This is a genomic window from Microbacterium sp. Au-Mic1, from assembly GCF_021341785.1.
Taxonomy (GTDB): domain Bacteria; phylum Actinomycetota; class Actinomycetes; order Actinomycetales; family Microbacteriaceae; genus Microbacterium.
The window spans coordinates 282,954-309,163 of sequence record NZ_JAJTTF010000002.1; the positions used below are offsets into that span (position 1 = coordinate 282,954).

23 protein-coding genes and 2 tRNA genes are annotated in these 26,210 nt (G+C 69.3%); 11 read left to right on the forward strand and 14 right to left on the reverse strand.

Translation table 11 applies throughout. From position 1 onward, the window contains the following. Positions 1–57: 57 nt before the first annotated feature. Complete coding sequence (locus LXM50_RS03885) at positions 58–729, forward strand: response regulator transcription factor (RefSeq protein WP_233309954.1); 672 nt, start codon at positions 58–60, stop codon at positions 727–729. A 35-nt stretch (positions 730–764) separates the two neighbouring features. On the opposite strand, the gene LXM50_RS03890 is transcribed toward LXM50_RS03885, so the two are convergent. Next, complete coding sequence (locus tag LXM50_RS03890; protein WP_233309955.1) at positions 765–1,250, reverse strand: Dps family protein; 486 nt, start codon at positions 1,248–1,250, stop codon at positions 765–767. 206 nt (positions 1,251–1,456) lie between these two features. On the opposite strand from LXM50_RS03890, the gene LXM50_RS03895 reads away from it, so the two are divergent. The 3 genes from LXM50_RS03895 (at position 1,457) to LXM50_RS03905 (ending at position 4,254) form a co-directional block, all read left to right on the forward strand. Then, a complete protein-coding gene (locus LXM50_RS03895; RefSeq protein ID WP_233309956.1) occupies positions 1,457–3,562 on the forward strand; it encodes an acyltransferase family protein in 2,106 nt (701 codons plus the stop codon). Between the two features lie 40 nt (positions 3,563–3,602). Continuing rightward, a complete protein-coding gene (locus LXM50_RS03900) occupies positions 3,603–4,133 on the forward strand; it encodes a gamma carbonic anhydrase family protein (RefSeq protein ID WP_233309957.1) in 531 nt (176 codons plus the stop codon). A 47-nt stretch (positions 4,134–4,180) separates the two neighbouring features. After that, positions 4,181–4,254: transfer RNA gene (locus LXM50_RS03905), tRNA-Ile, on the forward strand. Positions 4,255–4,295: 41 nt separating this feature from the next. On the opposite strand, the gene LXM50_RS03910 is transcribed toward LXM50_RS03905, so the two are convergent. Next, a complete protein-coding gene (locus LXM50_RS03910; RefSeq protein ID WP_233309958.1) occupies positions 4,296–4,502 on the reverse strand; it encodes a CsbD family protein in 207 nt (68 codons plus the stop codon). Between the two features lie 152 nt (positions 4,503–4,654). Here LXM50_RS03910 and LXM50_RS03915 point away from each other — a divergent pair, with 152 nt between their 5' ends. Both LXM50_RS03915 and LXM50_RS03920 read left to right on the forward strand, forming a co-directional pair. After that, a complete protein-coding gene (locus LXM50_RS03915) occupies positions 4,655–4,972 on the forward strand; it encodes a helix-turn-helix transcriptional regulator (RefSeq protein ID WP_233309959.1) in 318 nt (105 codons plus the stop codon). Further along, positions 4,969–5,493: an SRPBCC domain-containing protein gene (locus LXM50_RS03920; RefSeq protein WP_233309960.1), complete on the forward strand. Its 525-nt coding sequence runs from the start codon at positions 4,969–4,971 to the stop codon at positions 5,491–5,493. The genes LXM50_RS03915 and LXM50_RS03920 overlap by 4 nt, the downstream gene beginning before the upstream one ends. Positions 5,494–5,532: 39 nt before the next feature. On the opposite strand, the gene LXM50_RS03925 is transcribed toward LXM50_RS03920, so the two are convergent. Both LXM50_RS03925 and LXM50_RS03930 read right to left on the reverse strand, forming a co-directional pair. Further along, positions 5,533–6,810 carry an alpha/beta fold hydrolase gene (locus tag LXM50_RS03925; protein WP_233309961.1) on the reverse strand — a complete coding sequence of 426 codons (1,278 nt, stop codon included), beginning with the start codon at positions 6,808–6,810 and terminating at the stop codon, positions 5,533–5,535. Beyond that, a complete protein-coding gene (locus tag LXM50_RS03930) occupies positions 6,810–8,810 on the reverse strand; it encodes a DUF262 domain-containing protein (RefSeq protein ID WP_233309962.1) in 2,001 nt (666 codons plus the stop codon). The genes LXM50_RS03925 and LXM50_RS03930 overlap by 1 nt, the downstream gene beginning before the upstream one ends. A 174-nt stretch (positions 8,811–8,984) precedes the next feature. Here LXM50_RS03930 and LXM50_RS03935 point away from each other — a divergent pair, with 174 nt between their 5' ends. Together LXM50_RS03935 and LXM50_RS03940 are read left to right on the forward strand one after the other, a co-directional pair. Beyond that, positions 8,985–9,758, forward strand: coding sequence for a hypothetical protein (locus LXM50_RS03935; protein WP_233309963.1), 774 nt, complete (start codon positions 8,985–8,987; stop codon positions 9,756–9,758). A 188-nt stretch (positions 9,759–9,946) separates the two neighbouring features. Then, a complete protein-coding gene (locus LXM50_RS03940) occupies positions 9,947–10,450 on the forward strand; it encodes a DUF3145 domain-containing protein (RefSeq protein ID WP_233309964.1) in 504 nt (167 codons plus the stop codon). Between the two features lie 264 nt (positions 10,451–10,714). Here LXM50_RS03940 and LXM50_RS03945 read toward each other — a convergent pair whose 3' ends face one another. The 8 genes from LXM50_RS03945 to LXM50_RS03980 form a co-directional block, all read right to left on the reverse strand. Beyond that, positions 10,715–11,956 carry a beta-ketoacyl synthase gene (locus LXM50_RS03945; protein ID WP_233309965.1) on the reverse strand — a complete coding sequence of 414 codons (1,242 nt, stop codon included), beginning with the start codon at positions 11,954–11,956 and terminating at the stop codon, positions 10,715–10,717. A gap of 121 nt (positions 11,957–12,077) precedes the next feature. After that, a complete protein-coding gene (locus LXM50_RS03950) occupies positions 12,078–12,326 on the reverse strand; it encodes an acyl carrier protein (RefSeq protein WP_045270633.1) in 249 nt (82 codons plus the stop codon). A 62-nt stretch (positions 12,327–12,388) separates the two neighbouring features. After that, positions 12,389–13,387, reverse strand: a complete 999-nt coding sequence (locus tag LXM50_RS03955) for a beta-ketoacyl-ACP synthase III (protein WP_233309966.1) — start codon at positions 13,385–13,387, stop codon at positions 12,389–12,391. Further along, complete coding sequence (locus LXM50_RS03960) at positions 13,384–14,319, reverse strand: ACP S-malonyltransferase (RefSeq protein ID WP_233309967.1); 936 nt, start codon at positions 14,317–14,319, stop codon at positions 13,384–13,386. The genes LXM50_RS03955 and LXM50_RS03960 overlap by 4 nt, the downstream gene beginning before the upstream one ends. A 112-nt stretch (positions 14,320–14,431) precedes the next feature. Then, entirely contained in the window at positions 14,432–15,658 is a 1,227-nt protein-coding gene (locus LXM50_RS03965; RefSeq protein WP_233309968.1) for a CdaR family transcriptional regulator, read from the reverse strand. Between the two features lie 13 nt (positions 15,659–15,671). Further along, positions 15,672–18,395: a pyruvate dehydrogenase (acetyl-transferring), homodimeric type gene (aceE, locus tag LXM50_RS03970; RefSeq protein ID WP_233309969.1), complete on the reverse strand. Its 2,724-nt coding sequence runs from the start codon at positions 18,393–18,395 to the stop codon at positions 15,672–15,674. A 122-nt stretch (positions 18,396–18,517) separates the two neighbouring features. Beyond that, on the reverse strand, positions 18,518–19,279 hold the full coding sequence (locus tag LXM50_RS03975; protein ID WP_233309970.1) for an IclR family transcriptional regulator: 762 nt from the start codon (positions 19,277–19,279) through the stop codon (positions 18,518–18,520). A gap of 14 nt (positions 19,280–19,293) precedes the next feature. Continuing rightward, positions 19,294–20,727 (reverse strand): aromatic amino acid lyase, encoded by a 1,434-nt coding sequence (locus LXM50_RS03980; protein ID WP_233309971.1) that lies wholly within the window; start codon positions 20,725–20,727, stop codon positions 19,294–19,296. Positions 20,728–20,849: 122 nt separating this feature from the next. Between LXM50_RS03980 and LXM50_RS03985 the strand changes: the two genes are divergently transcribed. Beyond that, on the forward strand, positions 20,850–22,178 hold the full coding sequence (locus tag LXM50_RS03985; RefSeq protein WP_233309972.1) for an MFS transporter: 1,329 nt from the start codon (positions 20,850–20,852) through the stop codon (positions 22,176–22,178). 36 nt (positions 22,179–22,214) lie between these two features. On the opposite strand, the gene LXM50_RS03990 is transcribed toward LXM50_RS03985, so the two are convergent. Continuing rightward, positions 22,215–22,287: transfer RNA gene (locus LXM50_RS03990), tRNA-Val, on the reverse strand. 41 nt (positions 22,288–22,328) lie between these two features. Between LXM50_RS03990 and LXM50_RS03995 the strand changes: the two genes are divergently transcribed. Next, on the forward strand, positions 22,329–23,459 hold the full coding sequence (locus LXM50_RS03995; protein ID WP_233309973.1) for an aminotransferase class V-fold PLP-dependent enzyme: 1,131 nt from the start codon (positions 22,329–22,331) through the stop codon (positions 23,457–23,459). 27 nt (positions 23,460–23,486) lie between these two features. Here the strand turns inward: LXM50_RS03995 and LXM50_RS04000 are convergent, their stop codons facing one another. Continuing rightward, positions 23,487–25,721, reverse strand: a complete 2,235-nt coding sequence (locus tag LXM50_RS04000; RefSeq protein ID WP_374107797.1) for a heavy metal translocating P-type ATPase — start codon at positions 25,719–25,721, stop codon at positions 23,487–23,489. 55 nt (positions 25,722–25,776) lie between these two features. Between LXM50_RS04000 and LXM50_RS04005 the strand changes: the two genes are divergently transcribed. After that, positions 25,777–26,181, forward strand: a complete 405-nt coding sequence (locus LXM50_RS04005) for a YchJ family protein (RefSeq protein WP_233309974.1) — start codon at positions 25,777–25,779, stop codon at positions 26,179–26,181. Positions 26,182–26,210 lie beyond the last annotated feature (29 nt).

A 26,210-nucleotide genomic window follows, 5' to 3' on the forward strand; every position in this document is an offset into this window, starting at 1 on the left:
CAGGGCCTCTGGCGGCCGCGCCGAGGACGGTAGCGCTCGCGCTCTAGTCTGAAGGGCGTGACCGATCAGCAGACCCCGCTGCGGGTGATCCTCTTCGAGGACTCGATCCTGCTGCGCGAAGGGCTCGTCCGCCTGTTCGCCGAGGCCGGATTCGAGACGGTCGGCGCCTACGCCGACGCCGAGGACGTGGTGGCCCGCACTCGTGCGGCCGTCGCGACCGTCGCCGTGCTGGACGTGCGCATGCCGCCGTCGTTCCGGGATGAGGGGATCCGTGCGGCGCTGGCGCTGCGAGCGGCTCTCCCGCAGGTGGGCATCCTCGTGCTCAGCCAGTACGTCGAGGGGGTCTACGCGCGGGAGCTGCTCGGTGCCGGGGACGGGGGAGTCGGCTACCTGCTCAAGGACAGGGTCACCTCCCTCGAGGAGCTCTCCTCCGCGGTCCGGCAGGTCAGCCGGGGCGGGACGGTGCTGGATCCGCGTGTCGTGCAGCAGCTGATGCGCACCGGTCCGGATCCGGTCGGCCGTCTCACGCCGCGCGAGCGCGAGGTCCTCGAGGCGATGGCCGAGGGGCGCAGCAACGCGTCGATCGCGGCGAGCATGGGCATCGGTGTGGGCGCGGTGGAGAAGAACGTGTCCGCGATCTTCTCCAAGCTCGGGCTCGAAGAGTCCGGCACGGACCACCGTCGCGTGCTGGCGGTGCTCGCCTACCTGCAGAACGACCCCCGTCCCTGAGCGGGGCGGGGGTCGTTCTCTGCGTGCGTCGTGTGTCAGGCGGCGACGTGCGACACGAGGAACCAGCGGTCCTTCTCCAGGCCGCGCTGGATCTCGATCGCGACGTCCTGGCTGGTGAGGTCGATCTCGTCGAGGCCCTCGACGGCGGCCTTCACGTTCACGAGGATCGCGTCGATATCGGCGATCACGGCACGAACGAGGTCGTCGGAACGGGTGAAGCCGGCGGGGACCTGGGTGGCGCCCGCCTTCTCGGCCACGACCGTGGCGCGTGCGTCGATCGGGAGGCCGAGGGCGACGATGCGCTCCGCGGCGGTGTCGGCGAAGTCCCCGGCGTGGTCGACGATCACGTCGAGCAGCTCGTGCACGCCGACGAAGTTCGCGCCGCGCACGTGCCAGTGCGCCTGCTTGCCGTTCACGGTGAGGGCCTGCAGGCCCAGCACGACCGGGGTCAGGAACTGGGCGGCGCCGGCCGCGACGGTCGGGTCGACGGAGGTTGCGGTGATGGTCTCGGCGTTGCTCATGATGGTCTCCTCGGTGATCATTCGGATCCGTGCGTACTGATGTCTTGGCCCCAACGCTACTCGGCTCAGTTTGTTCCGCAAGCAAGCTGAGGCAACGCTAACCCGCAGGTCACGCGCTGTTTCGGCAAGGCTTGCCTTCCTCGTGGATCTCCGCCTGCCCCGCGTGGAGGACGGGAGGTCACAGCGATCCGGGATACCTTCGTCAGGTGGCAACAGCTGGCATCTCCTCCCGTGCGGCCCTGCGCCGTACTCGCACGTCCGCCGCGCAGAAGGTCGGATCCAACTTCATCCCGCACGTGCAGGGACTGCGCGCGATCGCCGTGCTCGCTGTCGTGCTGTACCACTTCTGGCCGGGACGGCTGAGCGGCGGCTACGTCGGCGTCGACATCTTCTTCGTCATCTCCGGCTTCCTGATCACCGCTCATCTCGCGAGAGAGCTGAACGCCACCGGACGGGTCAACCTCGGCCAGTTCTGGGCGCGCCGCGCACGCCGCCTGCTGCCTGCCTCGCTGCTCGTCCTGCTGTTCTGCGCGATCGTGGCGGCGATCCCGGTGCTGTCGCCGTTGTCTCAGCTGCCTGCGGAGCTGCAGGAGATCGTCGCCTCCACGTTCTACGTCGAGAACTGGTTCCTCGCGCTGAACTCGGCGGACTACCTCGCGCATTCGGGCGACCCGACGATGGTGCAGCACTACTGGTCGTTGTCTCTCGAGGAGCAGTTCTACGTGCTTTGGCCGCTGATCATGCTGCTCGCGGCATGGATCGCGGTGAAGTACTTCCGCGGGTCGCGGCTGCGTGCCGCGGCGATCGCGATCGGCATCGTCTCGGTGGCTTCCTTCGTGTTCTGCGTGTGGTTCACGATCACGAACCCGGCCCCCGCCTACTTCGTCACGTTCGGCCGGATGTGGCAGTTCGGCGTCGGAGCCGTGCTCGCCCTCGTGCCGCGCCTGCGCATCAGCAACGCGATCGGCAGCTTCGTCCTCGGCTGGGGCGGCATCATCGTTCTGCTCGTCGTGATCTACCGCTTCGACGCACAGACGCCGTTCCCCGGCTACATGGCCGCGATCCCCACGCTGGCGGCGGCGGCGATCATCGCCGCCTCGAACACGGAGCGATGGTGGTACCCGACGCGCATCCTGGCGATCCCGCCGATGCGCTTCACGGGTGACATCTCGTACAGCCTGTACCTGTGGCACTGGCCGCTCATCATCATCGCGCCGTCGCTGCCGTTCTGGGGCCTCACGATCTATCACCGCATCGCCCTGGTCGGCATCTGCTTCGTGCTCGCCTGGCTCACCAAGAAGTTCGTCGAGGATCCGACGCGCACCTGGAAGCCGCTGACGTCGCGCAAGCCCCGGCTCTCACTGTGGGCGGCCCTCGCCGCGATGGTGATCGTCGCAGGAACCGCGGGCGCCGGCTGGGCCGCGAATGCGGGCACCTATCAGCAGGGCGTCCAGGCCATCGCCGAGCTCCGCGCCAACCCGCCCGCCTGCTTCGGCGCGGCGGCCGTCCTCGACGACTCCTGCGCCGGAAAGAAGACCGATGAGATCCTGCCCGCCCCCGGCTTCGCGGGTGTGGACCGCCCGGAGCAGTCGCAGTGCTTCGTGCAGCTCAACGACGCGCGCGCGGTCTCGTGCGAGTTCGGATCGAAGGATCCGAACGCGAAGCAGGTGGCCCTGATCGGCGACAGTCATGCCTATCAGCTGCTCACGACGTTCCAAGGCATCGCCGAGAAGGAGGGGTGGCACCTCACCACGTACTTCAAGGGCGCGTGCCCGTGGAACACCACGCCGCTGTCGACCGGCGGCGCGTTCGGCGACGCGTGCACGCAGTACCGCGCCGCGGTGGCGAAGGAGCTCGACAAGAAGCACTTCGATGCCATCTTCACCGCCGCACTGTCCACGACGCCGTACGCGGCGGGGGATCACGGATCCTCCTACGACGCGGCGGTGGCCGGATACCGCCAGGCGTGGGCCACGCAGACGTCGAAGGGCACGCCCGTCGTCACCGTCGTCGACAACCCGGTGTGGGAGACGGACCCGAACAAGTGCCTGCGCACCCGCGCGCAGAGCGCGTGCGACGGGGCGCGCTCCGACCTGCTGACCGAGAAGGACCCGCTTCGCGCGGCCGCGGACGGTCAGAAGGACGTCACGCTACTCGACTTCACGAAGGTCTTCTGCGATGACGAGAACTGCCGCGCGGTGGTCGGCGGGGCCAACATCTACCGCGATCAGGACCACATCACCGTGACCTTCGCGAACTCCCTCGCCCCGCAGTACACGGCGGCGCTGAAGAACGCGATGGGGATCGGCTGACCGGATCCGCGCGCGGGGACAGGGCGGATAGGGTCGCAGTATGAGCGACGACGCCACGGTCCTGTCCCTGCCCGGCCGCATCCCTGCGATCGATCCGACGGCGTTCCTCGCCGCCGGTGCGCGCGTGATCGGGTCTGTGACGATCGGCGAGGGATCCAGTGTCTGGTACAACGCCGTACTCCGCGCGGATTCGGCCGAGATCAGGATCGGTGCGGGCAGCAATGCGCAGGACAGCGTCTCGGTGCATGTCGACCCCGGGCACGGCGTCACCATCGGCGACGACGTCTCGATCGGCCACAATGCGGTCGTGCACGGTTGCACGATCGGCGACGGATCGCTGATCGGCATGGGCGCTGTCGTGCTGAACGGGGCCGTGATCGGATCCGAATGTCTCGTCGCCGGCGGTGCGCTGGTGCTGAGCGGCATGGAGGTTCCGGACGGTTCACTCGTCGCGGGCGTGCCGGCCAAGGTGCGCCGCGAACTCACCGCCGAGGAGCGGGAGGGGCTGCGTCAGAACGCCCGGGTCTACCGCGGGCACTCGGCGCTGCACCGGCAGGCGACCCCGCTCTGAGCCGCGTGCACCGGAGAGACGCCACGGCCCGGTAGTCTCGAAGATCCGGGGCGGTGGCCAAGCTGGTGAAGGCAGTGGGCTCATAACCCAACGATCGCGGGTTCAAGTCCCGCCCGCCCCACCGGATCCGTTCTCCGCACCCGGCGGGGCACCGCAGGTGGATCAGCGGTCCATCGCGTCCTTGATGTGCTCTCCGGCCCTCTTCAGGTCGTCCTTCAGGTTCTCGCCCGCCTGCTTGAGGTCGGCCTTGGCCTGATCCATCCGCCCCTCGTTCTCGAGCTTCTCGTTCCCGGTGACCTTGCCGGCCCCCTCCTTGAGCTTCCCCGTGACCTTCTCTGCGGCGTTCTTGGCCTGGTCTGCTGCGCTCATGTGCGCATCTCCTCTCGTCCGTGTCGTAGCACTCACGGTCGCAGGCCTGCTCCTGGATCGCGATGGGGTTGACGGACCCGGGTCGCGTCGCTATCGCGCGCACGCGTGTGCGTACCCTTGACGTTACGTACCGTATTCGGTACATTCGCAGGATGGATGCCGTGCTGCAAGCCCTCGCCGACCCGAGTCGTCGTGTCGTGCTGGGCATTCTGCGCGATCGCGAAGCGACAGCGGGTGAGCTCGCCGAGGCACTGCCGATCGCGCGGCCCGGAGTCTCGCGTCATCTCCGTGTGCTGCGGGAGGCGGGCCTGGTCGAGGTGCGCCAGGAGGCGCAGCGACGGATCTACCGCCTGCGCCCGGAAGCGCTGGTCGACCTCGACGAATGGCTCGGGGAGTACCGCGATCTCTGGGTGCAGCGCCTGGACGCGCTGCACACCGAGATCGCCCGAGGGAAGAAGGACAGGACATGATCGCGACCGGGACGATGTGGGATATCGACGACGCACAGGGCGCCATCCGCATCGAGGGCGTCTACGAGACCGACGTGGACGACCTCTGGCAGGCGTGCACGGATCCCGAGCGTCTGGCGCGCTGGATCGTCCAGGTGGCCGGGGACTTCCGCGTCGGGGGCATCCTGGACGCCACGTTCACGAGCACCTGGACCGGGGCCATGCGCATCGAGGTCTGCGAGGCTCCGCACCACCTCGTGGTCACACAGGAGCCCGGTACCGACGAGGAGACCGTGATCGAGGCCTGGCTGTCAGCCGAGGGCGTCCGGTCCCGCCTGGTCGTGGAGGAGCGCGGGCTCGGCGCCGGCGTGCTGCACTTCCATGCGGCGGGCTGGCAGGTGCACCTCGAGGATCTCGGGCGCTCCCTGCGGTCCGCGACCGGAGCCCATCCCTCCGGCTGGTCCTCGTCGGAGCCGGCGCCGGCGTGGAAGGAGCGCTGGCAGGCGCTGCTCCCCGACTACGAGGCGGTGCGCGCCGGCTGACGAGGCGCACACCGCTGCCCCGTGCAGGGGGGGGGCGGCTCAGCGCACCCGACGATCGTGCGCGAGGTCGACGAGATGCTCGAGCACGCGCCCGGCCCGCAGGCCGTTGTGCTCGTGCTCGCTCGTGACCCACAGCCGCAGATCCGGGAGGAGGGCGGCCGTCTCCAGCGAGTACTCGATCGGCACGTACGGATCGTTCACGTACACCGAGGCGGCGCCCCTGGCGCCGGACGCGGCCAGCGCCGCAGGGTCGTAGATCGCGGGCCACTCATGATCGGCGAGGGCCAGGGCGACCTCGCGCCACGGCTGGAAGGCCGGGACGGTCTCCGTCCAGTCGCGACGGATGTGCTCGCCGGTGAACAGCGTGACATCGTCGACGAAGTCTGCGGGCTCCATGCGCTCGGCGGACCAGCCCGTGACATGGCCGTTCGCATAGCTGGACTCGTGGAAGACGAAGTACAGCGGGTTGCGACCGCCGAACGGCATCGCGGCCGCGAGGTCGTAGCGGAAGGCGTTGCTCGACGGATCCAGCTCGAGCAGCTGCCAGAGCGTCTGCCAGCCGTCGTTGGTCCCCAGGGCCGACCCCACCGAACGCAGCCGCGACGGCGAGACGACCTCGCCGCCCGGCAGCACGATCTCGCCGTCCGACGCGCGCTCCACGAGGCGGCGCATGCGATCGCGGTGCTCGGGGAAGCGCCGGTAGTACCGCTCCGACGCATCGCGCATCTTGTCGTAGCAGAGCGCGTACACCTCGTCGGGGCCGCGGGTGACGGTGCTGAGCCCGCCGGTCAGGTAGGCGCGGTCGATCGACGCGGCATCCGTGGAGAGGTACGCGAGGGTCGTGAACCCGCCGAACGACTGCCCGAGGACGTTCCAGCGCTCCGCTCCGAGGTGCGCGCGCACGGCCTCGCAATCGCGCACGATTGCGTCCGCGCGCAGGTGCGTGAGGTACTCCGCGACGTCGTCGGTCCCGCGGGCGAGGATGCCGTCGCCGACCGGGGTCGAGCGGCCGGTCCCGCGCTGGTCGAGCATGACCACCCGATGGTGCGCGAGCGCCTGATCCAGCCAGGACGGCGCCGCGGGCGCATGCAGAGCGCGGGGCGCCTCGGAACCGGGGCCGCCCTGCAGGAAGACCAGGTAGGGGAGGTCTTCGCCGCCCTCGCGCGCGACGACGGACGCGAACACGTCGATCGTGCGGGTGTCGGAGGGGTCCGACCACACCAGGGGCACGGTGAGCGTGTGCTCCTCGACGGCGAGGTCCATCATCCGGCGGCGGATCACAGTGCTTTCGAAAGCAGGGGCGGCAGGGATCGTCATCACATCACATTCCCGATATAGGAGTACTTCACGAACACCTCCGCGGCCAGGCCCGACTCCTCCAGGAGGCCTTGCACCGCGCTCATCATGTACTTCGCGTCCCACCCCATGTACAGGAAGTGGTCCTCGTCGAGCTCGTCCCACGCGCCGTTCCACGCCTTCTCGTCGTAGATCGGTCCGCCATTGCGGTCGTTGAACGCGTCGAGGGCGTCGCGGGTGTCCGTCCAACCGCGCCGGAAAACCCGGTTGAACAGGTACTTCACGTCGGGGACCTCCCAGCGCTCGCCCCGGTACTCGACGTAGTCGAACTCCCGCTCCCACCCGGTCGGCCAGCCCCGCCGTCGTACGGCGTCGAGGATCGGCGTGAGTCCGTCGTCGTCGATGTCGACCACAGCGGGGCGGCGCCAGACCTGGACGAACGCGTCGGTGAGCGCAGCGGTGCGTTCTGCGATCGCCGCGGTGCCCCAGGCGTCGAGACCGGCCAGTGCGGTGTTCTCGTCGACCTTGCTGCGGCGATAGGCGTCGCGCTTGTCGGGGAAGGACGCGCCGTAGACGCGCTCGGCGAGAGGCTCCTCCAGCAGCGTCAGGTTGCCGAGCGTTCCGGCGAGGGCGCGGTGACTGTTCTGCTCGTCCTCGGAGTACTCGCTCCAGATGCGTGCGCCGTCGCCGGACCAGGAGTCGTGCGGTGCGGTCGGCACGATGTGCTCGACGTCGAAGCCGCGAGGATCCGCGACGCCCTCGATCCGGCCCAGCACGTACAGCGCGTGGGGGAGGTCGGTGAACTTCAGCGCCACTCGGATCCGCTCGTCCGATGGTGTGATCCGAGCGAAGGCGCGCAGCAGCTCCTCCGGCCCCTGGGTCCTGGCTCGGCACAGTCGGGCGATGAGGCGGTCGTTCGAGATGCCGACGACCGCACGGCGCAGCAGCAGCGACTGGATGCGCTCCAGCGTCCGCACCAGCTCGTCCTTCGAGATCGCGCCGAGTCGATGATCGCGGTACGCGCTGAGCACGAGCGGGTAGGTGGAGCGCCCGAAGGTGTTCACATAGGCGAGCTGTCGACGGATCTCCGGATCCTGCTCCTGCGACGGATCCAGCAGGATCCGGTAGATGTCCGAGAACTCCCGCCACACCTGCGCCTGCACGGGCAGGTCCTCCAGGCCCATGTGCGGGAACTCATGGCGGAAGGCGCTGTAGACGCCGTGCTCGCCGTCGACCGACACCTCGCGTCCCGTCGTCATGATGAGGAAGTGACGCCAGAACGCACCGATCGCCTCGCCGGTGTTGCGCTCGATCGGCAGCCAGAAGTCCTCCTCGACCTGCTGCTGCTGCGCGTGCGAGAGCCCCATCAGGATGTAGTTGTGGATCAGCTCGTGATCTCGCAGCGGTTCGCCGGTGGAGTTGAGGCTCTCGAAGATCTGCTGCGCGTTCGCGGCCTCGCCGAGGGTGATCGACACGTGCTCGAGCTTCTGCAGCCCCCGCCAGATCCGCGGCGCCTCGTCGGCGTGCACCTGAGAGCGGAAGAACGCGTAGTTGTCGTCGAACCGCGACTCCGGCTGGTCGATCCCGCGTCGGTCCAGCACGACGGACTCGAAGAGCCCGGCCCAGGCCTCGTGCGGGCGGAGCTTGGTGCGGTTCGGATCGTCGGGGCGCACCAGCACCCGTGCCAGCTCGGCAGCGAGCTCCTGATCGGTCTCGCGCACCGCGTGGTGCAGGGCCGCGATGAGCAGCATCAGCGTCGTGATGCGTTGCTGGCCGTCGATCAGGATCAGGTCGGCATCGGGGTGGGCGTGATCCTCGGCCGACAGGATCGAGCCGATGAAGTGCCGATGCGCGTCATCCTCGTCGCCCACGGCGCGGATGTCGGAGAGGAGCTTCTCACAGCCGCCGATGTCCCACCGGTACTGGCGCTGGTAGACGGGCACCACGATCGTGGTCGCGGGGGAGGAGAGCCACTCGATCGTAGAGACTGCGGTTGCTTCGACGTTGGTGGCCGTGCTCATGCTGCTGTGCTTCTCCTCGGATCGCGTGCTGCCCCGACCAGTCTATTCAGGGCCCGGTGGCTCCCGGATATTCACGGTCCGCTCTCCAAGGGCGTCGAAGGGGGCGCTGTTAGGCTGTCCTAAGAAGGGCCTGTTAAAACGTGCTGGCCCCTTATGAAAGGACATGACTCGCTCATGGCATACATCAAGTCCGCCGCCCTCGAGGACAAGGGCTTCGTCGTCCTCGACAGCTACAACCAGGAGCTCGACCCCAAGGAGTGGCTCGACATCGAGTACAACGACTGGAAGTCCTCCGGCGACACCCGCTTCGCCCCGCTCGCGTCCGCCAAGGGCGAGATCGAGTGCAACGGCTTCTGGAACCACGTGCCCCCGCGCACGGACAAGGACGGCGTCTGGATCGACGAGCAGACCGCCAAGGCCCCGAACCTCACCCGCCGCGCGCAGGAGCCGGGCGCGAACGTCGGGCGCTGCCGTGTCATCGAGCTGCAGCCCACGCCCTACGGCGAATGCCTCTACAACCTGCACCAGGACGACAACAACCGCCTCAACCCGGACGGCACCGGCTGGGTCGTCCGCGGCTTCTTCAACCTCACCGACGACAAGGACAGCTACTTCGTCCTCCGCGAGAACCGCACCGACCCGAGCGTCGAGTACCGGATCGCCCTCCCGGCGGGCGCGCAGCTGATCGTCGACACCCAGCGTCTGTGGCACGCGGCCACCCACAACGGCACCGAGCCGCGCTACTGCCTGATCACCTCGTGGACCTCGGGCCCCGAGCTCGATGCGTACATCGAGAAGTACAACGGCACCCAGGACGTGGAGAACTACGCCGTCGACCAGGCGATCCTGGACGCCGGCTACGAGGAGCAGGCGCGCCGTGACGCCGCCCGCGCCGCGTACTACGCCGCCAAGGGCCAGCAGGAGAAGATCGCGATGAGCGAGGCCTGAGCCTCCTCGTCCTATAGACGGTCCCCGGCGCTTCGGCGCCGGGGACCGTTTCCGTTTCGCAATGAGTTACACAGTTGTGATTTCGCTGAGGATCGGTGAGAATGGGCGCATAACCGCATAACCGCATACCCGCCATGCTTCGCGGACCAGGTCGTAGGGGAAGACGCACCTGATGAAACGGAGAGACCATGGCGACAGCACAAGCACGCGGAGTGGTGTACATCCACTCCGCACCGCGCGCGCTCTGCCCGCACCTCGAATGGGCGGTCGGACGCGCTATCGGGCGCGCCGTCAACTTCGAGTGGTCGGAGCAGCCCGTCCTCGACGGCGCCCGCCGTGCGGAGTTCTACTGGGACGGTCCCGTCGGCACCGGGGCCGCTCTCGCGACCGCGATCCGCGGCTGGGAGCACCTGCGGTTCGAGGTGACCGAGGATCCCACTCCGCGCAGCGACGGCGGCCGCTGGTTGCACACGCCCGACCTCGGGGTGCATTACGCACAGACCGACGCGGCAGGCAACATCGTCGTCGGAGAGGATCGGATCCGCTACGCGATGGAGATCGCCGCGGGCAGCCCGATCGAGCTGCAGCGCGAGCTCGACGTCGCGCTCGGCTCGGCATGGGATGAGGAGCTGGAGCCGTTCCGGCACGCGAGCGACGATGCCCGCGTGGTCTGGCTCCACAAAGTCGGATAGCCGCTGCGCTGGCGGGTCGGATAGCCGCTGCGCAGGTGGATCGAGAGGACTCGTGTGATCCGGTCCGACGGGTCGGATCACACGAAGGGACGGGGATCGGAGGAGGCGCGATTATCGGGGGTCGGAGAGCAAAGACCCGGAACCCGAGAAAGCGTATCCCCGGTCCTGGGCCGGAGAGACAACAGAACAGCACAACCGAAGAGAACGAGAATCGCCCCGACCGCTTCGAAGAGGAAGCGACCGGGGCGATTCTCGTCGGGCGGGTCAGCCGTCGTAGGAGCGGAACGCGACAACCGCGTTGTGCCCGCCGAAGCCGAACGAGTTGCTGATCGCGAGCTGCGGGCCGTCGCCGAGGGGCTGCGGCTCACCGGAGAGCTTGAACGGCACCGCCGGATCCGGCTCGGTCATGTTGATCGTCGGCGGAGCGACGCGGTCTCGCAGCGCGAGGATCGTGAAGACGGCCTCGAGCGCGCCGGTGCCGCCGAGCAGGTGACCGGTGGACGCCTTGGTCGCCGAGACCGGGATCTCGTCGATCCGGTCGCCGAAGACGCGCTTCAGCGCGCCGTACTCGTTCGGGTCGCCGACGGGCGTGGACGTGGCGTGCGCGTTGATGTGCGTGACCTCGTCGGGGGTCGCGCCGGCCTGCGCCAGCGCCTGCTCCACAGCGCGGGCCGCACCGTGGCCCTCGGGGTCGTTGCCGGTGATGTGGTACGAGTCTGCCGAGACGCCGCCGCCGACCACGTAGGCGTAGATCTTGGCGCCGCGCGCCTTGGCGTGCTCCTCGGTCTCCATGACCAGAGCAGCGCCGCCCTCGCCCATGACGAAGCCGTCACGGTCGATCGCGCCGGGGCGCGAGGCGTGCTCGGGGTCGTCGTTGCGGCGTGACAGCGCCTGAGCTGACGCGAAGGACGCCATGGTGATCGGGTGGATCGCGGACTCCGCGCCACCGGCGATGATGACGTCGGCGAGGTCGTCCTGCAGATGCTGGTACGCGTTCGCGATCGACTCGGTGCTCGAGGCGCAGGCGCTCACGACGGTGCGCGCGAAGGCCTTCGCACCGAAGTGCAGCGACAGGTTCCCGGCACCCGCGTTGGGCATGAGCATCGGCACGGTGAGCGGCATCACACGGCGCGGGCCCTTCTCCCGCAGCGTGTCCCAGGCATCCAGCAGCGTCCACAGGCCGCCGATGCCGGTGGCCCAGTCGATGCCGAGGCGCTCCGGGGCGATGTCGGGGGCTCCCGCATCGGCCCAGGCCTCTCGTGCGGCGATCATGCCGAACTGCACGGAAGGGTCCAGGCGCTTGGCCTCGTGCCGGGGAAGGACCTCCTCCGGGCGGACGGACGCCTCTGCGGCGAACGTCACCGGGATCTGGTAGGTCTCGATCCAGTCGTGCGTGAGGGTGTGCGTGCCGGAGACGCCGGCGAGCAGGTTCGCCCAGTTCTCCGGGGCGGTGCCGCCGAGGGCGGACGTGGCACCGATGCCGGTGACGACGATGCGCTTGGTCATGCGTATTCCTTCTCAGGGAGCGGGTGGGTGCTCGGGCCCTTCGATGAGCTCAGGGTCCGGTGAGGGGCGGAAGAGGAGGATGCCACGCCCCGCTGGAACGCGGGGGTGGCATCCGCGGGTGTCACTCCTGGCCGGCGACGATGAAGCTCACGGCGTCACCGACGGTCTTGAGGTTCTTGACCTCGTCGTCGGGGATGGTGACACCGAACTTCTCCTCGGCGTTGACGACGATCGTCATCATGGAGATCGAGTCGATGTCCAGGTCGTCGGTGAAGGACTTCTCCAGAGCGACCTCCGAGGCGTCGATGCCGGTCTCGTCGGTGATGAGCTCTGCAAGGCCAGCGAGGACCTCGTCGTTGCTGAAGGCCATGATTTCCTCTTTCTTTGGGATGGTTGGAACCGGTGAACAGTCTAGGAGTCGGCGGCGCCCGGTCAGGGGAGCACGACGACCTGCGCGCCGAACACCAGGCCGGCGCCGAAGCCGATCTGCAGGGCGAGGCCGCCGCTGAGCTCGGGGTGCTCCGCCAGCAGGCGGTGCGTGGCGAGCGGAATGGACGCGGCCGACGTGTTGCCGGTGGTCTCGATGTCGCGCGCGATCACGGTCGACTCGGGCAGCTTCAGCTGCTTGGCGAACTCGTCGACGATGCGCATGTTCGCCTGGTGGGGGATGAACGCGGCCAGATCCGATGCCTCGACACCGGCCTGCTGGAGCGCCTGCTTGGCGACCTTGGCCATCTCCCAGACGGCCCAGCGGAACACGGTCGGGCCCTCCTGGCGCAGGGTCGGCCAGGGCGCCTGCCCGTCGCGGAACTCCGTGAGGGTGTGGTTCATGCCGACCGCATCGGCCTTCGAGCCGTCGGAGCCCCACACCGTGGCCGAGATCCCCGGGGTGTCGCTCGGGCCGATCACGACCGCGCCGGCGCCGTCGCCGAGCAGGAACGAGATGCTCCGATCGGTGGGGTCGACGATGTCGGAGAGCTTCTCGGCGCCGATGACGAGCGCGTGCTTCGCGGCTCCGGCGCGGATCAGCGCATCCGCCTGGGCGACCGCATAGGCATAGCCGGCGCAGGCCGCGTTGATGTCATAGGCCGCCGCGGGGTTCGCGCCCACCCGGTCCGCCACGATCGCCGAGACGGACGGAGTCTGCTTCGGATTGCTGATGGTCGCGACGATGACCACGTCGATGTCGGAGGGAGCCACGCCGGACTTCTCGATGGCCTCGGTCGCCGCGGCGGTCGACAGGTCGATCGCATCCGTCTCCGGCACCGCGCGGGTGCGCGTGATGATGCCGGTACGCTGGCGGATCCATTCGTCGCTCGAGTCGATCGGACCGACGAGGTCGTCGTTCGGCACCGCGTTCTCACCGCGAGCCGCGCCCACGGAGTAGATGCGGGTGTAGGCGGGGCCCGTGGCCTGCTTGAGCGTGATCATGCTGCTTCTCCGTTGTCGTCGGTGCCGTTCAGCAGCGCGACCGCCGCGTCGAGGTCTTCCGGGGTCTTCACGGCGACCGCGGGGACGCCGCGCAACCCGCGCTTCGCGAGACCGGTGAGGGCACCGGCCGGGGCGAGCTCGATGAGGCCGGTGATGCCGTTGTCGGCGAAGGAGGCCATGCACAGGTCCCAGCGCACGGGAGAGGAGACCTGAGTGACGAGGTTCTCGAGGGCGGTCGTGCCCTCCGTGAGGGCGGATCCGTCCTTGTTGGTCCAGAGCGTCACGGCGGGGTGCGCAGCGTCGACACCGGCGACCGCGTCGCGCAGTGTGTCGACGGCCGAGGCCATGTAGTGCGTGTGGAAGGCTCCGGCGACCTGCAGCGCGATCACGCGGGAGCCGCGCACGGGCGCCTCGGCCAGCGCCGCGAGGGCGGGCAGGGCACCTGCGGCGACGATCTGCCCGCCGCCGTTGTAGTTGGCGGGGGTGAGGTCCAGGTCGGAGAGGAGTGCGAGCACCGCTTCCTCGTCGCCGCCGAGGACCGCGCTCATGCCGGTCGGGGTGCGAGCAGCGGCATCGGCCATCGCACGGCCGCGGATGCCGACGAGGCGCAACGCGGTCTCGGCGGGAATGACCCCGGCGTCCGCGACGGCGGCGAACTCGCCGACCGAGTGGCCTGCGATCCCGTCCGGGCCTCGGCCCGCACGCTCGCGCAGGGCCTTCGCGGCCACGAGCGAGGCGGCGACGATCAGGGGCTGTGCGATGCGGGTGTCGCGGATCGTGTCGGCGTCGGACACCGTGCCGTGCTGGATCAGGTCGACCTCTGCGGCCTCCGAGTACGCGGCGAGGTCGTCGGCGACACCGTCGAGCTCGAGCCAGGGGGAGAGGAAACCAGGGGTCTGGGAGCCCTGTCCAGGGCATGCGAAGACGATCACGTTCCCAGTCTGCCAACGATCAGCTGGATTCGGTGGCTCAACCCTCACAAGAATCCGCAGATCGGTTATCCGTGTCGTACAAGGCGCGCTCCACGGCGCTCGATCTGGCGGGTCACCGCGGGCGACGGGGACGCAGGCCGCGACGAACCGGATCCGCGGTGCCGATCGTGCCGAGCACGAGCGCCGTCTGCAGGATGAACGCCTCGCGCGGTCCCGTGGCATCCCAGCCGATGACCTCGCTGATCCGCTTCAGGCGGTAGCGCACGGTGTTCGGATGAACGAACAGCTCGCGAGCGGTCGCCTCGAGCGACCGGCCGTTGTCGAGATAGCTCCACAGGGTCGTCACGAGGTCGGTGGAGTGGTCGTGCAGCGGGCGGAACACGCGCTCGATGAGCGTCTGCTTGGCCAGGGGGTCTCCGGCGATCGCCCGCTCCGGCAGCAGCTCGTCCGCGTCCACGGGCCGTGGCGCGCCGCGCCAGGCACGGGCCACGGCGAATCCGGCCAGCGCGGCACGGGCGCTCTGGCCCGCGTCCACGAGCGCGGCGACCGCGGGACCGACCACCACGTGCCCCGGCCCGAAGGACGGTTCGAACGTGCGCGCGATCTCGGCGAAGGAGAACTCCTCGGGCTCGACGCCGTCGGCTCCGTCGTCACCGGTGGCAGGCTTGGCGCGCCCGACCACGAGCACGAGTCGCGACCCCTGCACGCCGATCAGCACGTCGACGGCCAGCTTGCGGGCGGTGCGGCGCACCTGATCCACGTCGAACTGCGGCGGCGTGGTGCCCACGATCACGCAGACCTCGCCGTGGCCGTGCCAGCCCAGGGCCGCGATGCGGCTCGGCAGCTCCTCGTCGGCTTCACCCGTGAGGATCGAATCCACGACGAGCGCCTCCAGGCGGGCGTCCCACAGGCCGCGGGCCTCGGCGGCGCGCGCGTACACGTCAGCGGCCGCGAACGCCACGTCGCGGGAGTACAACAGGATCGCGTCGCGCAGATGCTGACCGTTGCCGGCCACGCGTTCCTCGGTCACCTCGACCGTGACCCGGATGAGCTGCAGCGTCTGCTGCAGGCTCACGCTGCGCAGCAGCTCACGCGGTGCCGCGGCGAAGATGTCCGCGGCGATCCAGGGGGTCGACGTGGGGTCGTCGTACCACTGGATGAACGAGGTGATGCCCGCCTGGGCCACCAGCCCGACGGCGGAGCGTCGGGCCGGTGGCATCTCGGCGTACCACGGCAGTGAGTCCTCGAGACGCTGCAGGGTCGCCGTGGCGAGATCCCCGGAGATGCGGCGCAGCCACGCCAGCGTCTCCTCCTTGGTCATCTCGGGAGGTCTGCTCATCGTGCTGCGCGGGTCAGCTCTCGCCACCGGCGTTGCCGCTGGTGCCGGCGTTCACGTTGTACAGGTCGTACTTCGTGATCGCCTGAGCGACGACGGAGCGGTCGATGCGACCCTCGTCGGCCAGCGCCTGGAGGGCGCGGACGACCATGGACGGCCCGTCGATCTTGAAGAAGCGGCGAGCCGCGGCGCGGGTGTCGGCGAACCCGAACCCGTCGGCGCCGAGCGTGTAGTACGCGCCGGGAACCCACTGCCGGATCTGGTCCTGGACCGCGTGCATGTAGTCGCTCGTCGCGATGAACGGGCCCTGCGCATCCTTCAGCTTCTCGGTCAGGTAAGCCGTCTGCGGCTCCTGCTCCGGGTGCAGGAAGTTGTGCTCGTCGGCCGCGAGTCCGTCGCGGCGCAGCTCGGTCCACGAGGTGACCGACCACACGTCTGCGGACACGCCCCAGTCGGCGAGCAGCAGCTCCTGGGCCTCGATCGCCCACGGCACGCCCACGCCCGATGCCAGCAGCTGCACGCGCTGACCCTCCCCGGATCCGACGGAGATGCGGTGCAGACCCTTCCGGATCCCCTCCGCGTCCACGTCCTCGGGCTCCGCCGGCATCCGCATCGGCTCGTTGTACACCGTGAGGTAGTACATGACGTCGGGGTTCGGGTGGGTGCCGCCGTACATCTGCTCGATGCCGGCCTGCACGATGTGCGAGACCTCGTAGCCGTACGCCGCGTCGTAGACGAGAGTGGCCGGGTTGGTCGAGGCGAGCAGCGGCGAGTGGCCGTCCGCGTGCTGGGTGCCCTCGCCGGTCAGCGTGGTGCGCCCCGCGGTGGCGCCGATGATGAAGCCGCGGCCCATCTGGTCGCCGGCGGCCCAGAACGCGTCACCCGTGCGCTGGTAGCCGAACATCGAGTAGAAGATGTAGATCGGGATCAGCGGCTCGCCGTGCGTGGAGTAGGCGGTCGAGGTCGCGGTGAACGCGGCGACGGCGCCGGCCTCGTTGATGCCGACGTGCATGATCTGGCCCTGCGGGCTCTCCTTGTACGCGAGGAGCAGCTCCCGGTCGACCGAGGTGTAGTTCTGGCCGTTGGGGTTGTAGATCTTCGCGGTCGGGAAGTACGCGTCCATGCCGAAGGTGCGCGCCTCGTCGGGGATGATCGGGACGATCCGCTCGCCGAAGCCCTTGACCCGCATGAGGTCCTTGACCATGCGCACGAAGGCCATGGTCGTGGCGACCTCCTGGTTGCCGGAGCCCTTCTTCGGCAGCGCGTAGTCCTTGTCCTGAGGCAGCTCGAGCCCCACGTGGGTGCTGCGCCGTTCGGGCAGGAACCCGCCGAGGTCGTGACGGCGGTCCAGCATGTACTGGATCGTCTCGTCGTTCTGCCCCGGGTGGTAGTACGGGGGACGGTACGGGTCGGCCTCGAGCTGCGCATCCGTGATCGGGATGTGCATGGTGTCGCGGAACAGCTTGAGGTCGTCCAGCGTCATCTTCTTCATCTGGTGGGTCGCGTTGCGGCCCTCGAAGTGCGGACCCAGGCCGTAGCCCTTGACAGTCTTGGCGAGGATGACGGTCGGCTGGCCCTTGTGCTCCATGGCCGCCTTGTAAGCGGCGTACACCTTGCGGTAGTCGTGGCCGCCACGGCGCAGGTGCCAGATGTCTTCGTCGGAGTAGTCCTTGACGAGAGCGAGCGCACGCTCGTCCCGCCCGAAGAAGTTCTCCCGCACGTAGGCGCCCGACTCCGCCTTGAAGGTCTGGAAGTCGCCGTCCGGCGTGACGTTCATGAGGTTGAGCAGAGCGCCGTCGGTGTCGCGGGCGAGCAGATCGTCCCACTCCCGACCCCAGACCACCTTGATGACGTTCCAGCCTGCACCGCGGAAGAAGCTCTCCAGCTCCTGGACGATCTTGCCGTTGCCGCGCACCGGCCCGTCGAGGCGCTGCAGGTTGCAGTTGATGACGAAGGTGAGGTTGTCCAGGCCCTCGTTCGCCGCGACCTGGAGCTGACCTCGAGACTCGACCTCGTCCATCTCGCCGTCGCCGAGGAACGCCCACACGTGCGAGTCGTTCTGCTTGATGCCGCGGTTGGCGAGGTACTTGTTGGTCATCGCCTGGTAGATCGCGTTGATCGGGCCGAGGCCCATCGACACGGTCGGGAACTGCCAGAACTCCGGCATCATCCGCGGGTGCGGGTACGACGGCAGACCGTTCGGGGCGCCGGACTTCTCCTGGCGGAAGGCGTCGAGCTGCTGCTCGGTGATCCGGCCCTCGAGGAAGCCGCGGGCGTACGCGCCGGGGGAGGCGTGCCCCTGGTAGAAGATCTGGTCGCCACCGGACGGGTGGTCCTGGCCGCGGAAGAAGTGGTTGAAGCCGACCTCGTAGAGCGAGGCGGCCGAGGCGTAGGTGGAGATGTGCCCGCCGACGCCGATCCCGGGCCGCTGTGCGCGGTGCACCGTGACCGCGGCGTTCCAGCGGATCCAGTGACGATAGCGGCGCTCGAGCTCTTCATCTCCGGGGAAGTCCGGCTCGTTCTCCGGGGCGATCGTGTTGATGTAGTCCGTGGTCGGAACCATCGGCACGCCCAGGTGCAGGTCCTTCGAGCGCTTCAGCAGGCTGAGCATGATCTCGCGCCCGCGGCCGTGGCCCTTCGCGTCGACGAGTTCGTCGAGAGATTGCTGCCATTCGCTGGTCTCTTCGGGATCGCTGTCGAGCGGGCCCTGGGAGTACGGATCCTGGTCGTGAACAGTCACAGGAGGCCTTTCGTCTGTCTGGCAGGTCGTGCCAACGAAATCGGGATGCGGCGCCGGGGAGGCTTGTCGACTCCGCACAAAGGCGCGCGGATCTCAGCCTATCCCTCCTGGCGGCCGGCCGGTCACCGAGGGTCCGCGCCGGATGCCGCCGGTGCGGAGCGTTCGGAGCGGAGTGCCTCGGTCAGGTTCTGCGCGTGGTCGCGTACGAGTCCGCCCAGCGACTGAACGCGATCCTCGCCCATTCTGAAGCTGGGGCCGACGATGCTGATCGCCGCGACGATGGCGCCCTCGTTGTCGAGCACGGGGGCCGCGATGACGGTCGCATCGGGTGCGGACACCGCGCCGAGGGTCACGAAGCCGGCGTGCGGCGTCTCGCCGTCCAGGACGGCGCCGACCGCCGAGCCGTCCATCTGCACCGTGCGGCCCGCCCACCCGGCGAAGCCGACGTGACGGATCGGCTGGTCGCTCTGCACCTCGCGCAGATAAATGCAGCTGCGTCCGGGCCCGCGAACGGTCAGATAGCTCGACTCGCCGCTGCGTTCCGTCAGCCGTTGGAGCACTTCGCCGGAGCGCTCGAACAACTGCTCGGCGCTGGCGGGCTCGGCGTCGAAACGCGAGCGGGCGAAGCGATGACCCGCGACATAGCCACCGTCGGTGGCGCGCGCGACATACCCCCAGTGCTCGAGGGCGCGCAGCGAGCGCAACGTCGTGCTCGTGGGCAGCCCGCTCGCACGGGCGAGTTCGGTGAGCGGTTGCGGGCCGGACTCGACCACGATCGTCAGCAACTCGAGCGCCCTGTGCACGGAACGGGGGCCCGATCCCGAGTCGAGCGCATCGGCTCTCCCCTCCGCGGCAGGCGCCCCGGCCGGTCCGATCGTGCTCATCGATGCTCCTTCGTCTACTCGTGCGACTCACCGAGCCGAATACTATCCAGCAACGACGCCGTCTCGGCCAGCTCGTGGCTCAGATCGCGATCCTCGAGTCCGCCGTGGCTCTCCGGCAGCCCGAGCAGCTGGTCGTCCATGCCGGGAAGGCGACGAAGGGCGACCGCGAAACAGGCGAGCATAGTGCGATAGCCGTCAGTCGCATGCCGGAGGCGGCGCACCGCCTGAGGCGTGAACGGCGCGTGCTCCTCGGCCCCCAGCGAGAGATGCACGCCATGGCCCCCGTGGGCGGCGGCGAGATCGCGGATGTCGGCGAGCGCCGCGGCGGCGACGTACTCCAGCATCATCGCGCCTGTCGCGTCGGGCGTTCCGTCGCCGAGGAACTCGGCCTGACCGGTGTAGCGAGGGTCCATCAGCAGCCCGAGCCGTGCCAGCATCAGGCTCGAGTCCTGAGCGAGGGCACGCAGCACGGTGCCGCAGGCGAGCTCGAGGTCGACGGTGTAGAAGTTGCCGGTGTGCGCGATCTGCTGTTCCTGGGTGAACACGCGGGGGTTCTCGTGCGCGCTGTTCACTTCGGCCAGCGTCGCGTCCCGGCAGTGCTCCCAGGACAGCCGCACGGATCCGAGCGATTGCGGCAGCAGACGCATCGAGAACGGATCCTGTACGCGGGGGCCGGTGACGTCGCCGGACGGGGCGAGCCGCGTCGCCGTGTCCCGCATCGCGGCGTACCGGTCCGCGAATGCGGCCGTCGCGAAGTGCTCGGCCGTCGTCCCGAGCGCTCTCACCGCCGCGGCTCCGAGGACCGTCGCTGCATCGATCGCGCGATCGAGGTCCGCGAGCGTGAGTGCGGCATCGGCGAGCGTCAGCGCACTGCTGCTCATGAACGGGAGTCCGTCGGAGGCGGCGAAGGTGCCGGTGGAATCGTCTGAGGTGATCTGGAGCGCGACGGTCGCGAGCGCGCCGAGATCGCCCGTGCCGAGCGCGCCGCCGAAGGAGACGGACGGCGGATCTTCGCGGGTGGTCGCGGCGAGCAGGGCGTCGGCGAGTGCGGGACTGACGCCGGATCCGCCCTGCGCCAGCTGGTTGGCGCGGACGAGCAGCATCGCCCGGACGCGTCCGCCATCGACGGCGGGGCCGAACTGCAGCGCGTGGCTGCGCCAGAGGCGCAGGCATGATTCCCGGTCGCGCACGACGGCGACGCTGCGGCGGGCGCCGACTCCCGTGGAGAGTCCGTACACCGGGCGCGTCTCGGCGAGGCGCAGCAATGCGTCGTGGGCACGAGCGATGGCATCGACGGCTGTCGGCGAGTACTCCGCGCGCGCCGCGCCCTCGGCGACGCTGCGGATGTCGTCGAGCCGCAGCGGACGGTCGCCGAGCACGATCGTGGCATCAGCGGACGCCGGCCATGGCGCGGGGGCTCGATTCGGCTGCTCATCCGCGTCGTTCATGAGACTCCTTCCGGCGGAGCGCTTCGCACTCGGGTCTTGACATCCTGGCCGTCACCAAGTTTCATGTGGTGAACAAGAGCTATTTCACTACATGGCAACACAATGTGGCAAGGGAGCTGCTGATGAATTCCGCCATCACCGACGAGGCGCAGGAGCCGGTCCCCGAAGGGAAGGTCGCCCTCGACCAGATCCCGTTCGGACGGTTCCACCTCAAGGTCACGATGATGACCTTCGGCGCCAACTTCTCTGACGGCTATGCGCTGGGGATCATCGGCAGCGCGTTGCCGCTGCTGTCGCAGCAGTGGCACGTCGACGGCTTCTGGCAGGGCATGCTGGCGAGCTCGGCGCTGATCGGCCTGTTCTTCGGTTCGCTGATCCTCGGCCGGATCAGCGATCGGATCGGTCGCCAGCGCGTGTACGTCCTGAACTTCATCCTGATCGCCGCAGCTTCTCTGGCGCAGTTCTGGGCGCCGAACGTCGAGACGATCTTCGTGCTGCGCCTGTTGATCGGCTTCGGCCTGGGGGCTGACTACGCCGTGGGGCCGACGCTGCTGTCGGAGTTCGCACCGCGCAAGTCCCGGGGCCTCATGCTCTCCTCGCTCACGGTCCTGTGGACCGTGGGATATGTCATCGCGAATGTGATCGGCGCCTACGTGAACGTCGGCCCCGATACCTGGCGGTGGCTCCTCGCCTCGGGGTTCATCCCGGCGTTGTTCGTGCTGATCGTGCGCATCGGGTCGCCCGAGTCTCCGGGGTGGCTCATCAGCAGGGGGAGGGGCGACGAGGCCGCCGCGATCGCGGAGAAGTACCTCAAGACCGGCAACATCTTCATCCCGACCGCTCACGTGCAGGAGAAGAGCAGCTACCGCGAGCTCTTCAGCCCTGCGCTCCGGAAGAGCACCTGGTTCGGCATCCTCTTCTACAGCTGTCAGGTGCTCCCGTACTTCGCGATCTACACGTTCGTCTACACGATCCTCGAAGCGATGAAGGTGTCGGACGCCAACATGCAGAACCTGCTGATCAACATCTTCCTGCTTGCCGGAGGCGTCGCGGGCCTGTGGGCGATCGTGCGCTTCCCGCGGAAGGCGTTCACGTTCTGGACGTTCGTCATCATGACCGTCATGCTGGCTCTGCTCGGCCTGCTCGCGGAGGCGTCGCCGTGGCTGATGCTCATCCCGTTCGTCGTCTACTCCTTCGTGATGTCCGCCGCGTCGAACATCACCCAGGTGTACCCGCCCGAGCTCTTCCCGACGCATCTGCGGGGGAGCGGCGTCGGACTGCTCAACGCGACCAGCCGCATCGGCTCCGCGATCGGGACGTTCCTGCTGCCGATCAGCCTGGAGAAGTGGGGTGTGTCCGTGTCGATGTACTGGCTCGCCGGCGTTCTTGCTCTCGGCGCGCTGGTCACCTGGCTGTGGGCGCCGAAGACGGAGGGCAAGAGGCTCGTCTGATCGATGGGCGCATCGTCGGCGTCACGACGCTCACGGTGCGCCCAGAGAGACTCGAACTCCCGACCACATCGGTGTAAACGACGTGCTCTACCAACTGAGCTATAGGCGCGTTCCTCCAGCCTAGCGGGAGCCGTGTGCCAGGCTGGGCGCATGGCCCTTCCGCATGACGATGTCGATCCCGGTGGCCTGCTGGAGTACTCGGTGGTCTTCACGGACCGCTCCCTGAATCACATGTCGTCGCGGTTCGTGTCGGTGATGCAGAGCGTCCAATCGGATCTGCGCGCCGCCTACGCGGCGACCGCGACGGCTCTCGTCCCCGGCGGCGGCACCTACGCGATGGAGGCCGTCGCCCGCCAGCTCGCCACCGGGCGTCGCTGCCTCATCGTGCGCAACGGGCTGTTCTCCTACCGCTGGTCGCAGATCCTCGATGCCGGCGACGTCGCGCACAACACCGTCGTGTGCGCGGCTCGCCCGGAATCCGACGACGCACACGCCGCGTGGGCCTCCGCGCCGATCGACGAGGTCGTCGCGGCGATCCGCGCCCAGCGCAGCGAGGTCGTGTTCGCCCCGCATGTCGAGACCGCGGCTGGGATCCTGCTGCCCGACGACTATGTGCGCGCTCTCGCCGACGCGGTGCACGAGGTCGGAGGGCTGCTCGTCCTGGACTCGATCGCGTCGGGCGCCCTCTGGGTGGACATGGCGGCTCTCGGCGTGGACGTCCTGCTGAGCGCACCGCAGAAGGGGTGGAGCGGATCGCCCGGCGTCGGCTACGTCATGCTCAGCGACGCCGGTCGCGAGGCGGTGACCTCGCGCACGTCGTCGAGCTTCGCGATGGATCTGGCGAAATGGTTGTGGATCTCGGAGGAGTACGTGTCCGGCCGGGCGCCCTACCACGCCACCATGCCGACCGACACGCTGGTGCACAACGCCGTGCTCATGACCGAGACGCGCGAGCGGGGCTTCGAGGCGCTGCGGGCCGCCCAGTGGGATCTCGGCGGCCGGGTGCGCGCGCTGCTGGCCGAGCGCGGCCTGCCGTCGGTGGCTGCGGACGGGTTCGCCGCGCCGAGCGTCGCGGTCGTGCACGCCGCGGATCCGGGCCTGCGCACGGGTGCGCTGTTCCGCGAGCAGGGGCTGCAGATCGCGGCCGGGGTGCCGTTGCACTGCGGAGAGCCGGAATCGTTCTCGACGTTCCGGATCGGGCTGTTCGGTCTGGACAAGCTCGCCGACGTGGACGGCACGGTCGAGCGGCTCGCCGGCGCCCTCGACCGGATCGGGCTCTGAGTCCGACCCGATCTGGGCGCCCGGCGCTCAGCGTGAGCCCTGCTCGGGCGCTGCGGCGACGCTGTCGGGGCGCAGGTCCAGCCGACGCAGCAGCTGGGCGTTGAGGGCGACGACCACGGTCGAGACGGACATCAGGATCGCGCCGACCGACATCGGCAGCACGAAGCCGATCGGGGCGAGCACGCCCGCGGCGAGCGGCACGGCCGCGAGGTTGTAGCCGGCGGCCCACCACAGGTTCTGCCGCATCTTGCGATAGGCCGCCCGCGACAGCTCGATCGTCGCGACGACCGAGCGCGGGTCGGAGCTGGCCAGCACCACCCCGGCGGATCCGATCGCGACGTCGGTGCCGGCGCCGATCGCGATGCCGACGTCGGCCGTGGCCAGTGCCGGGGCGTCGTTGACTCCGTCGCCCACCATCGCCACCACGCGTCCCTCGGCCTGCAGCTCGGCGACGCGCGCCGACTTGTCCTCCGGACGCACCCCGGCGAAGTAGCGCTCGATCCCGAGCTCCGCCGCCACCGACGCGGCGACGGACTCGGCATCGCCGGTGATCATCACGACGTCGACGCCGCGCTGCTGCAGAGCCCGCACGGCGGCTCGGGATTCCTCCCGGATCGCGTCAGCCAGCTTGAGCCCGCCGGCGACCCGGCCGTCCACGAGCACGTGCAGGATGATCGCCCCCTCGGCGTGCCAGGCCGCAGCCTCGGGCAGCTCCGTCGCCCGCGTCCGCGTGAGCAGAGCCGGTCCGCCCACCTCGACGACGCGTCCGTCGACGACGGCGCGGACGCCGAGCGCCGGCTCCGAGTGGAACTCCGACACCGCACCGCGGGCGAGGCCGCGATTCTCGGCGGCGGTGCGGATCGCGGTTGCGAGCGGATGCTCGGAGTCGGACTCCGCGGACGCAGCCGCAGCCAGGACCTCGGCCTCCGTGAAGCCCGCCGACACGGCGACGCCGGTCACGGCGGGTGCGCCCTCCGTGAGCGTGCCGGTCTTGTCGAACAGCACGGCGTCCACCTGTCGCATCCGCTCGAGCGCCATCCGGTCCTTCACCAGGATCCCGCCGCGCGCCGCACGTTCCGTCGCGATCGAGACGACGAGCGGGATCGCCAGGCCCAGCGCGTGCGGGCAGGCGATCACGAGCACCGTGATGACCCGGACGACGGCATCGTCGGGGAGACCGATCGCCGTCCACACCACCGTGGTCACGACGCCGGCGAGGAGTGCGAACCAGAACAGCCAGCCCGCGGCGCGGTCCGCCAGACGCTGCGCCCTGGACGAGGACGACTGTGCTTCGGCGACGAGTCGGCCGATGCCGGCGAGGGCCGTATCCGCTCCCACGGCCGTCACCCTGGCGCGGAGCGCCGAGTCCGTCGCGATCGTGCCGGCGACCACCTGTTCGCCCACGGTGCGGGGCACCGCGCGGGACTCGCCCGTGATCATGGATTCGTCGACGTTCGCGGATCCGTCCACGACCACGGCATCCGCCGGGACGCGACCGCCCGGGCGGACCAGGACGACGTCGCCGACGCGGAGGTCCGCCGGTGACACGAGCGCAACATCGTCGCCGGTCAGGCGCTCCGCCTCGTCGGGCAGGAGCGCGGCCAGCGAGTCCAGGGCGGACGTCGTCTGGGCGAGCGAGCGCATCTCGATCCAGTGGCCGAGCAGCATGATCACGATGAGGAGCGCGAGCTCCCACCAGAAGTCGAGCTCGTGGTCGAGGAGCCCGAGCGCCGCGCCCCACGAGGCGAGGAAGGCCACCGTGATCGCGAGCGCGATGAGCAGCATCATCCCGGGGCGGCGTGCGCGGAGTTCGGAGACCGCGCCGGTCAGGAACGGCAGTCCTCCCCAGACGTACAGCACCGTCCCGATCGCCGGGGGGATCGCCTGCAGCGCGAACGCGTCGGGCATGTGATAGCCGACGAGCATCGCGAACATGGGGGAGAACGCGACGACCGGCACGGCCAGCACGAGCATGATCCAGAACAGGCGACGGAACCGGGCGACGTGATCACCGTGACCGCCATGCCCGCCGTGGCCGGAATGGTCGGCATGGCCCGCATGCCCGCCGTGGTTCGGATGGCCGGCATGACCCGACGCCTCGGCATGTCCGCGTCCGTGCGCGTGAGCCGCGTGCGCGTCATGCATCCGGGTGTGACCCGCCGCGGTGTGCGCGGGGTGCTCCGCTTCGTGAGCGTGCGTCGCGGTGCCGTCCGCGTGATGGCCGCCGTGCTGAGTTCGTTCGTCCATGATGAGCTCAACCATATACCCCCCTGGGGTATTCCGAAGGTGCGCCTCGCAACGCAATAGGCTGGAGCCGATGAGTGGCGAACCAGTGACCGCCGGTGCTGCGCGCCGCTGCCCCTGCGGCAGCGGCGATGTCTTCGACGCCTGCTGCGGACCGATCCTCGCGGGACGGGCGGCGCCCACCGCGGAGCGCCTCATGCGCTCGCGCTACACCGCGTTCACCGTCGGTGACGCGGGGTATCTGCAGCGGTCCTGGCATCCGACGACCCGTCCGGTGCGCCTGCACATCGACCCGGATCTGCGCTGGCTGCACCTCGACATCCTCGCCAAGGAGGGCGGCGGTCCGTTCGACACGGAGGGCGTTGTGGAGTTCGAGGCGATCCACCGGGATGCGAGCGGTCGTGGCGTGCTGCACGAACGCAGCCGATTCGTGCGCGAGGACGGGTGCTGGTTCTACGTCGACGGCGAGGTGTCCTGAGACGGGACGCGCGCGCGGGCGGATTCCGG

Excerpts from the sequence above, each read along its gene's own strand:
- LXM50_RS03940 (WP_233309964.1), top strand. The coding sequence starts at position 9,947 with ATGGCGACAGCACAAGCACGCGGAGTGGTGTACATCCACTCCGCACCG.
- LXM50_RS03900 (WP_233309957.1), top strand. The coding sequence starts at position 3,603 with ATGAGCGACGACGCCACGGTCCTGTCCCTGCCCGGCCGCATCCCTGCG.
- LXM50_RS03920 (WP_233309960.1), top strand. The coding sequence starts at position 4,969 with ATGATCGCGACCGGGACGATGTGGGATATCGACGACGCACAGGGCGCC.
- LXM50_RS03975 (WP_233309970.1), bottom strand. The coding sequence starts at position 19,279 with ATGAGCACGATCGGACCGGCCGGGGCGCCTGCCGCGGAGGGGAGAGCC.
- LXM50_RS03930 (WP_233309962.1), bottom strand. The coding sequence starts at position 8,810 with ATGAGCACGGCCACCAACGTCGAAGCAACCGCAGTCTCTACGATCGAG.
- LXM50_RS03945 (WP_233309965.1), bottom strand. The coding sequence starts at position 11,956 with ATGACCAAGCGCATCGTCGTCACCGGCATCGGTGCCACGTCCGCCCTC.
- LXM50_RS03965 (WP_233309968.1), bottom strand. The coding sequence starts at position 15,658 with ATGAGCAGACCTCCCGAGATGACCAAGGAGGAGACGCTGGCGTGGCTG.
- LXM50_RS03980 (WP_233309971.1), bottom strand. The coding sequence starts at position 20,727 with ATGAACGACGCGGATGAGCAGCCGAATCGAGCCCCCGCGCCATGGCCG.
- LXM50_RS03890 (WP_233309955.1), bottom strand. The coding sequence starts at position 1,250 with ATGAGCAACGCCGAGACCATCACCGCAACCTCCGTCGACCCGACCGTC.
- LXM50_RS03950 (WP_045270633.1), bottom strand. The coding sequence starts at position 12,326 with ATGGCCTTCAGCAACGACGAGGTCCTCGCTGGCCTTGCAGAGCTCATC.
- LXM50_RS03935 (WP_233309963.1), top strand. The coding sequence starts at position 8,985 with ATGGCATACATCAAGTCCGCCGCCCTCGAGGACAAGGGCTTCGTCGTC.
- LXM50_RS03915 (WP_233309959.1), top strand. The coding sequence starts at position 4,655 with ATGGATGCCGTGCTGCAAGCCCTCGCCGACCCGAGTCGTCGTGTCGTG.
- LXM50_RS03910 (WP_233309958.1), bottom strand. The coding sequence starts at position 4,502 with ATGAGCGCAGCAGACCAGGCCAAGAACGCCGCAGAGAAGGTCACGGGG.
- LXM50_RS03955 (WP_233309966.1), bottom strand. The coding sequence starts at position 13,387 with ATGATCACGCTCAAGCAGGCCACGGGCCCCGCCTACACCCGCATCTAC.
- LXM50_RS04005 (WP_233309974.1), top strand. The coding sequence starts at position 25,777 with ATGAGTGGCGAACCAGTGACCGCCGGTGCTGCGCGCCGCTGCCCCTGC.
- LXM50_RS04000 (WP_374107797.1), bottom strand. The coding sequence starts at position 25,721 with ATGGTTGAGCTCATCATGGACGAACGAACTCAGCACGGCGGCCATCAC.
- LXM50_RS03925 (WP_233309961.1), bottom strand. The coding sequence starts at position 6,810 with ATGACGATCCCTGCCGCCCCTGCTTTCGAAAGCACTGTGATCCGCCGC.
- LXM50_RS03995 (WP_233309973.1), top strand. The coding sequence starts at position 22,329 with ATGGCCCTTCCGCATGACGATGTCGATCCCGGTGGCCTGCTGGAGTAC.
- LXM50_RS03985 (WP_233309972.1), top strand. The coding sequence starts at position 20,850 with ATGAATTCCGCCATCACCGACGAGGCGCAGGAGCCGGTCCCCGAAGGG.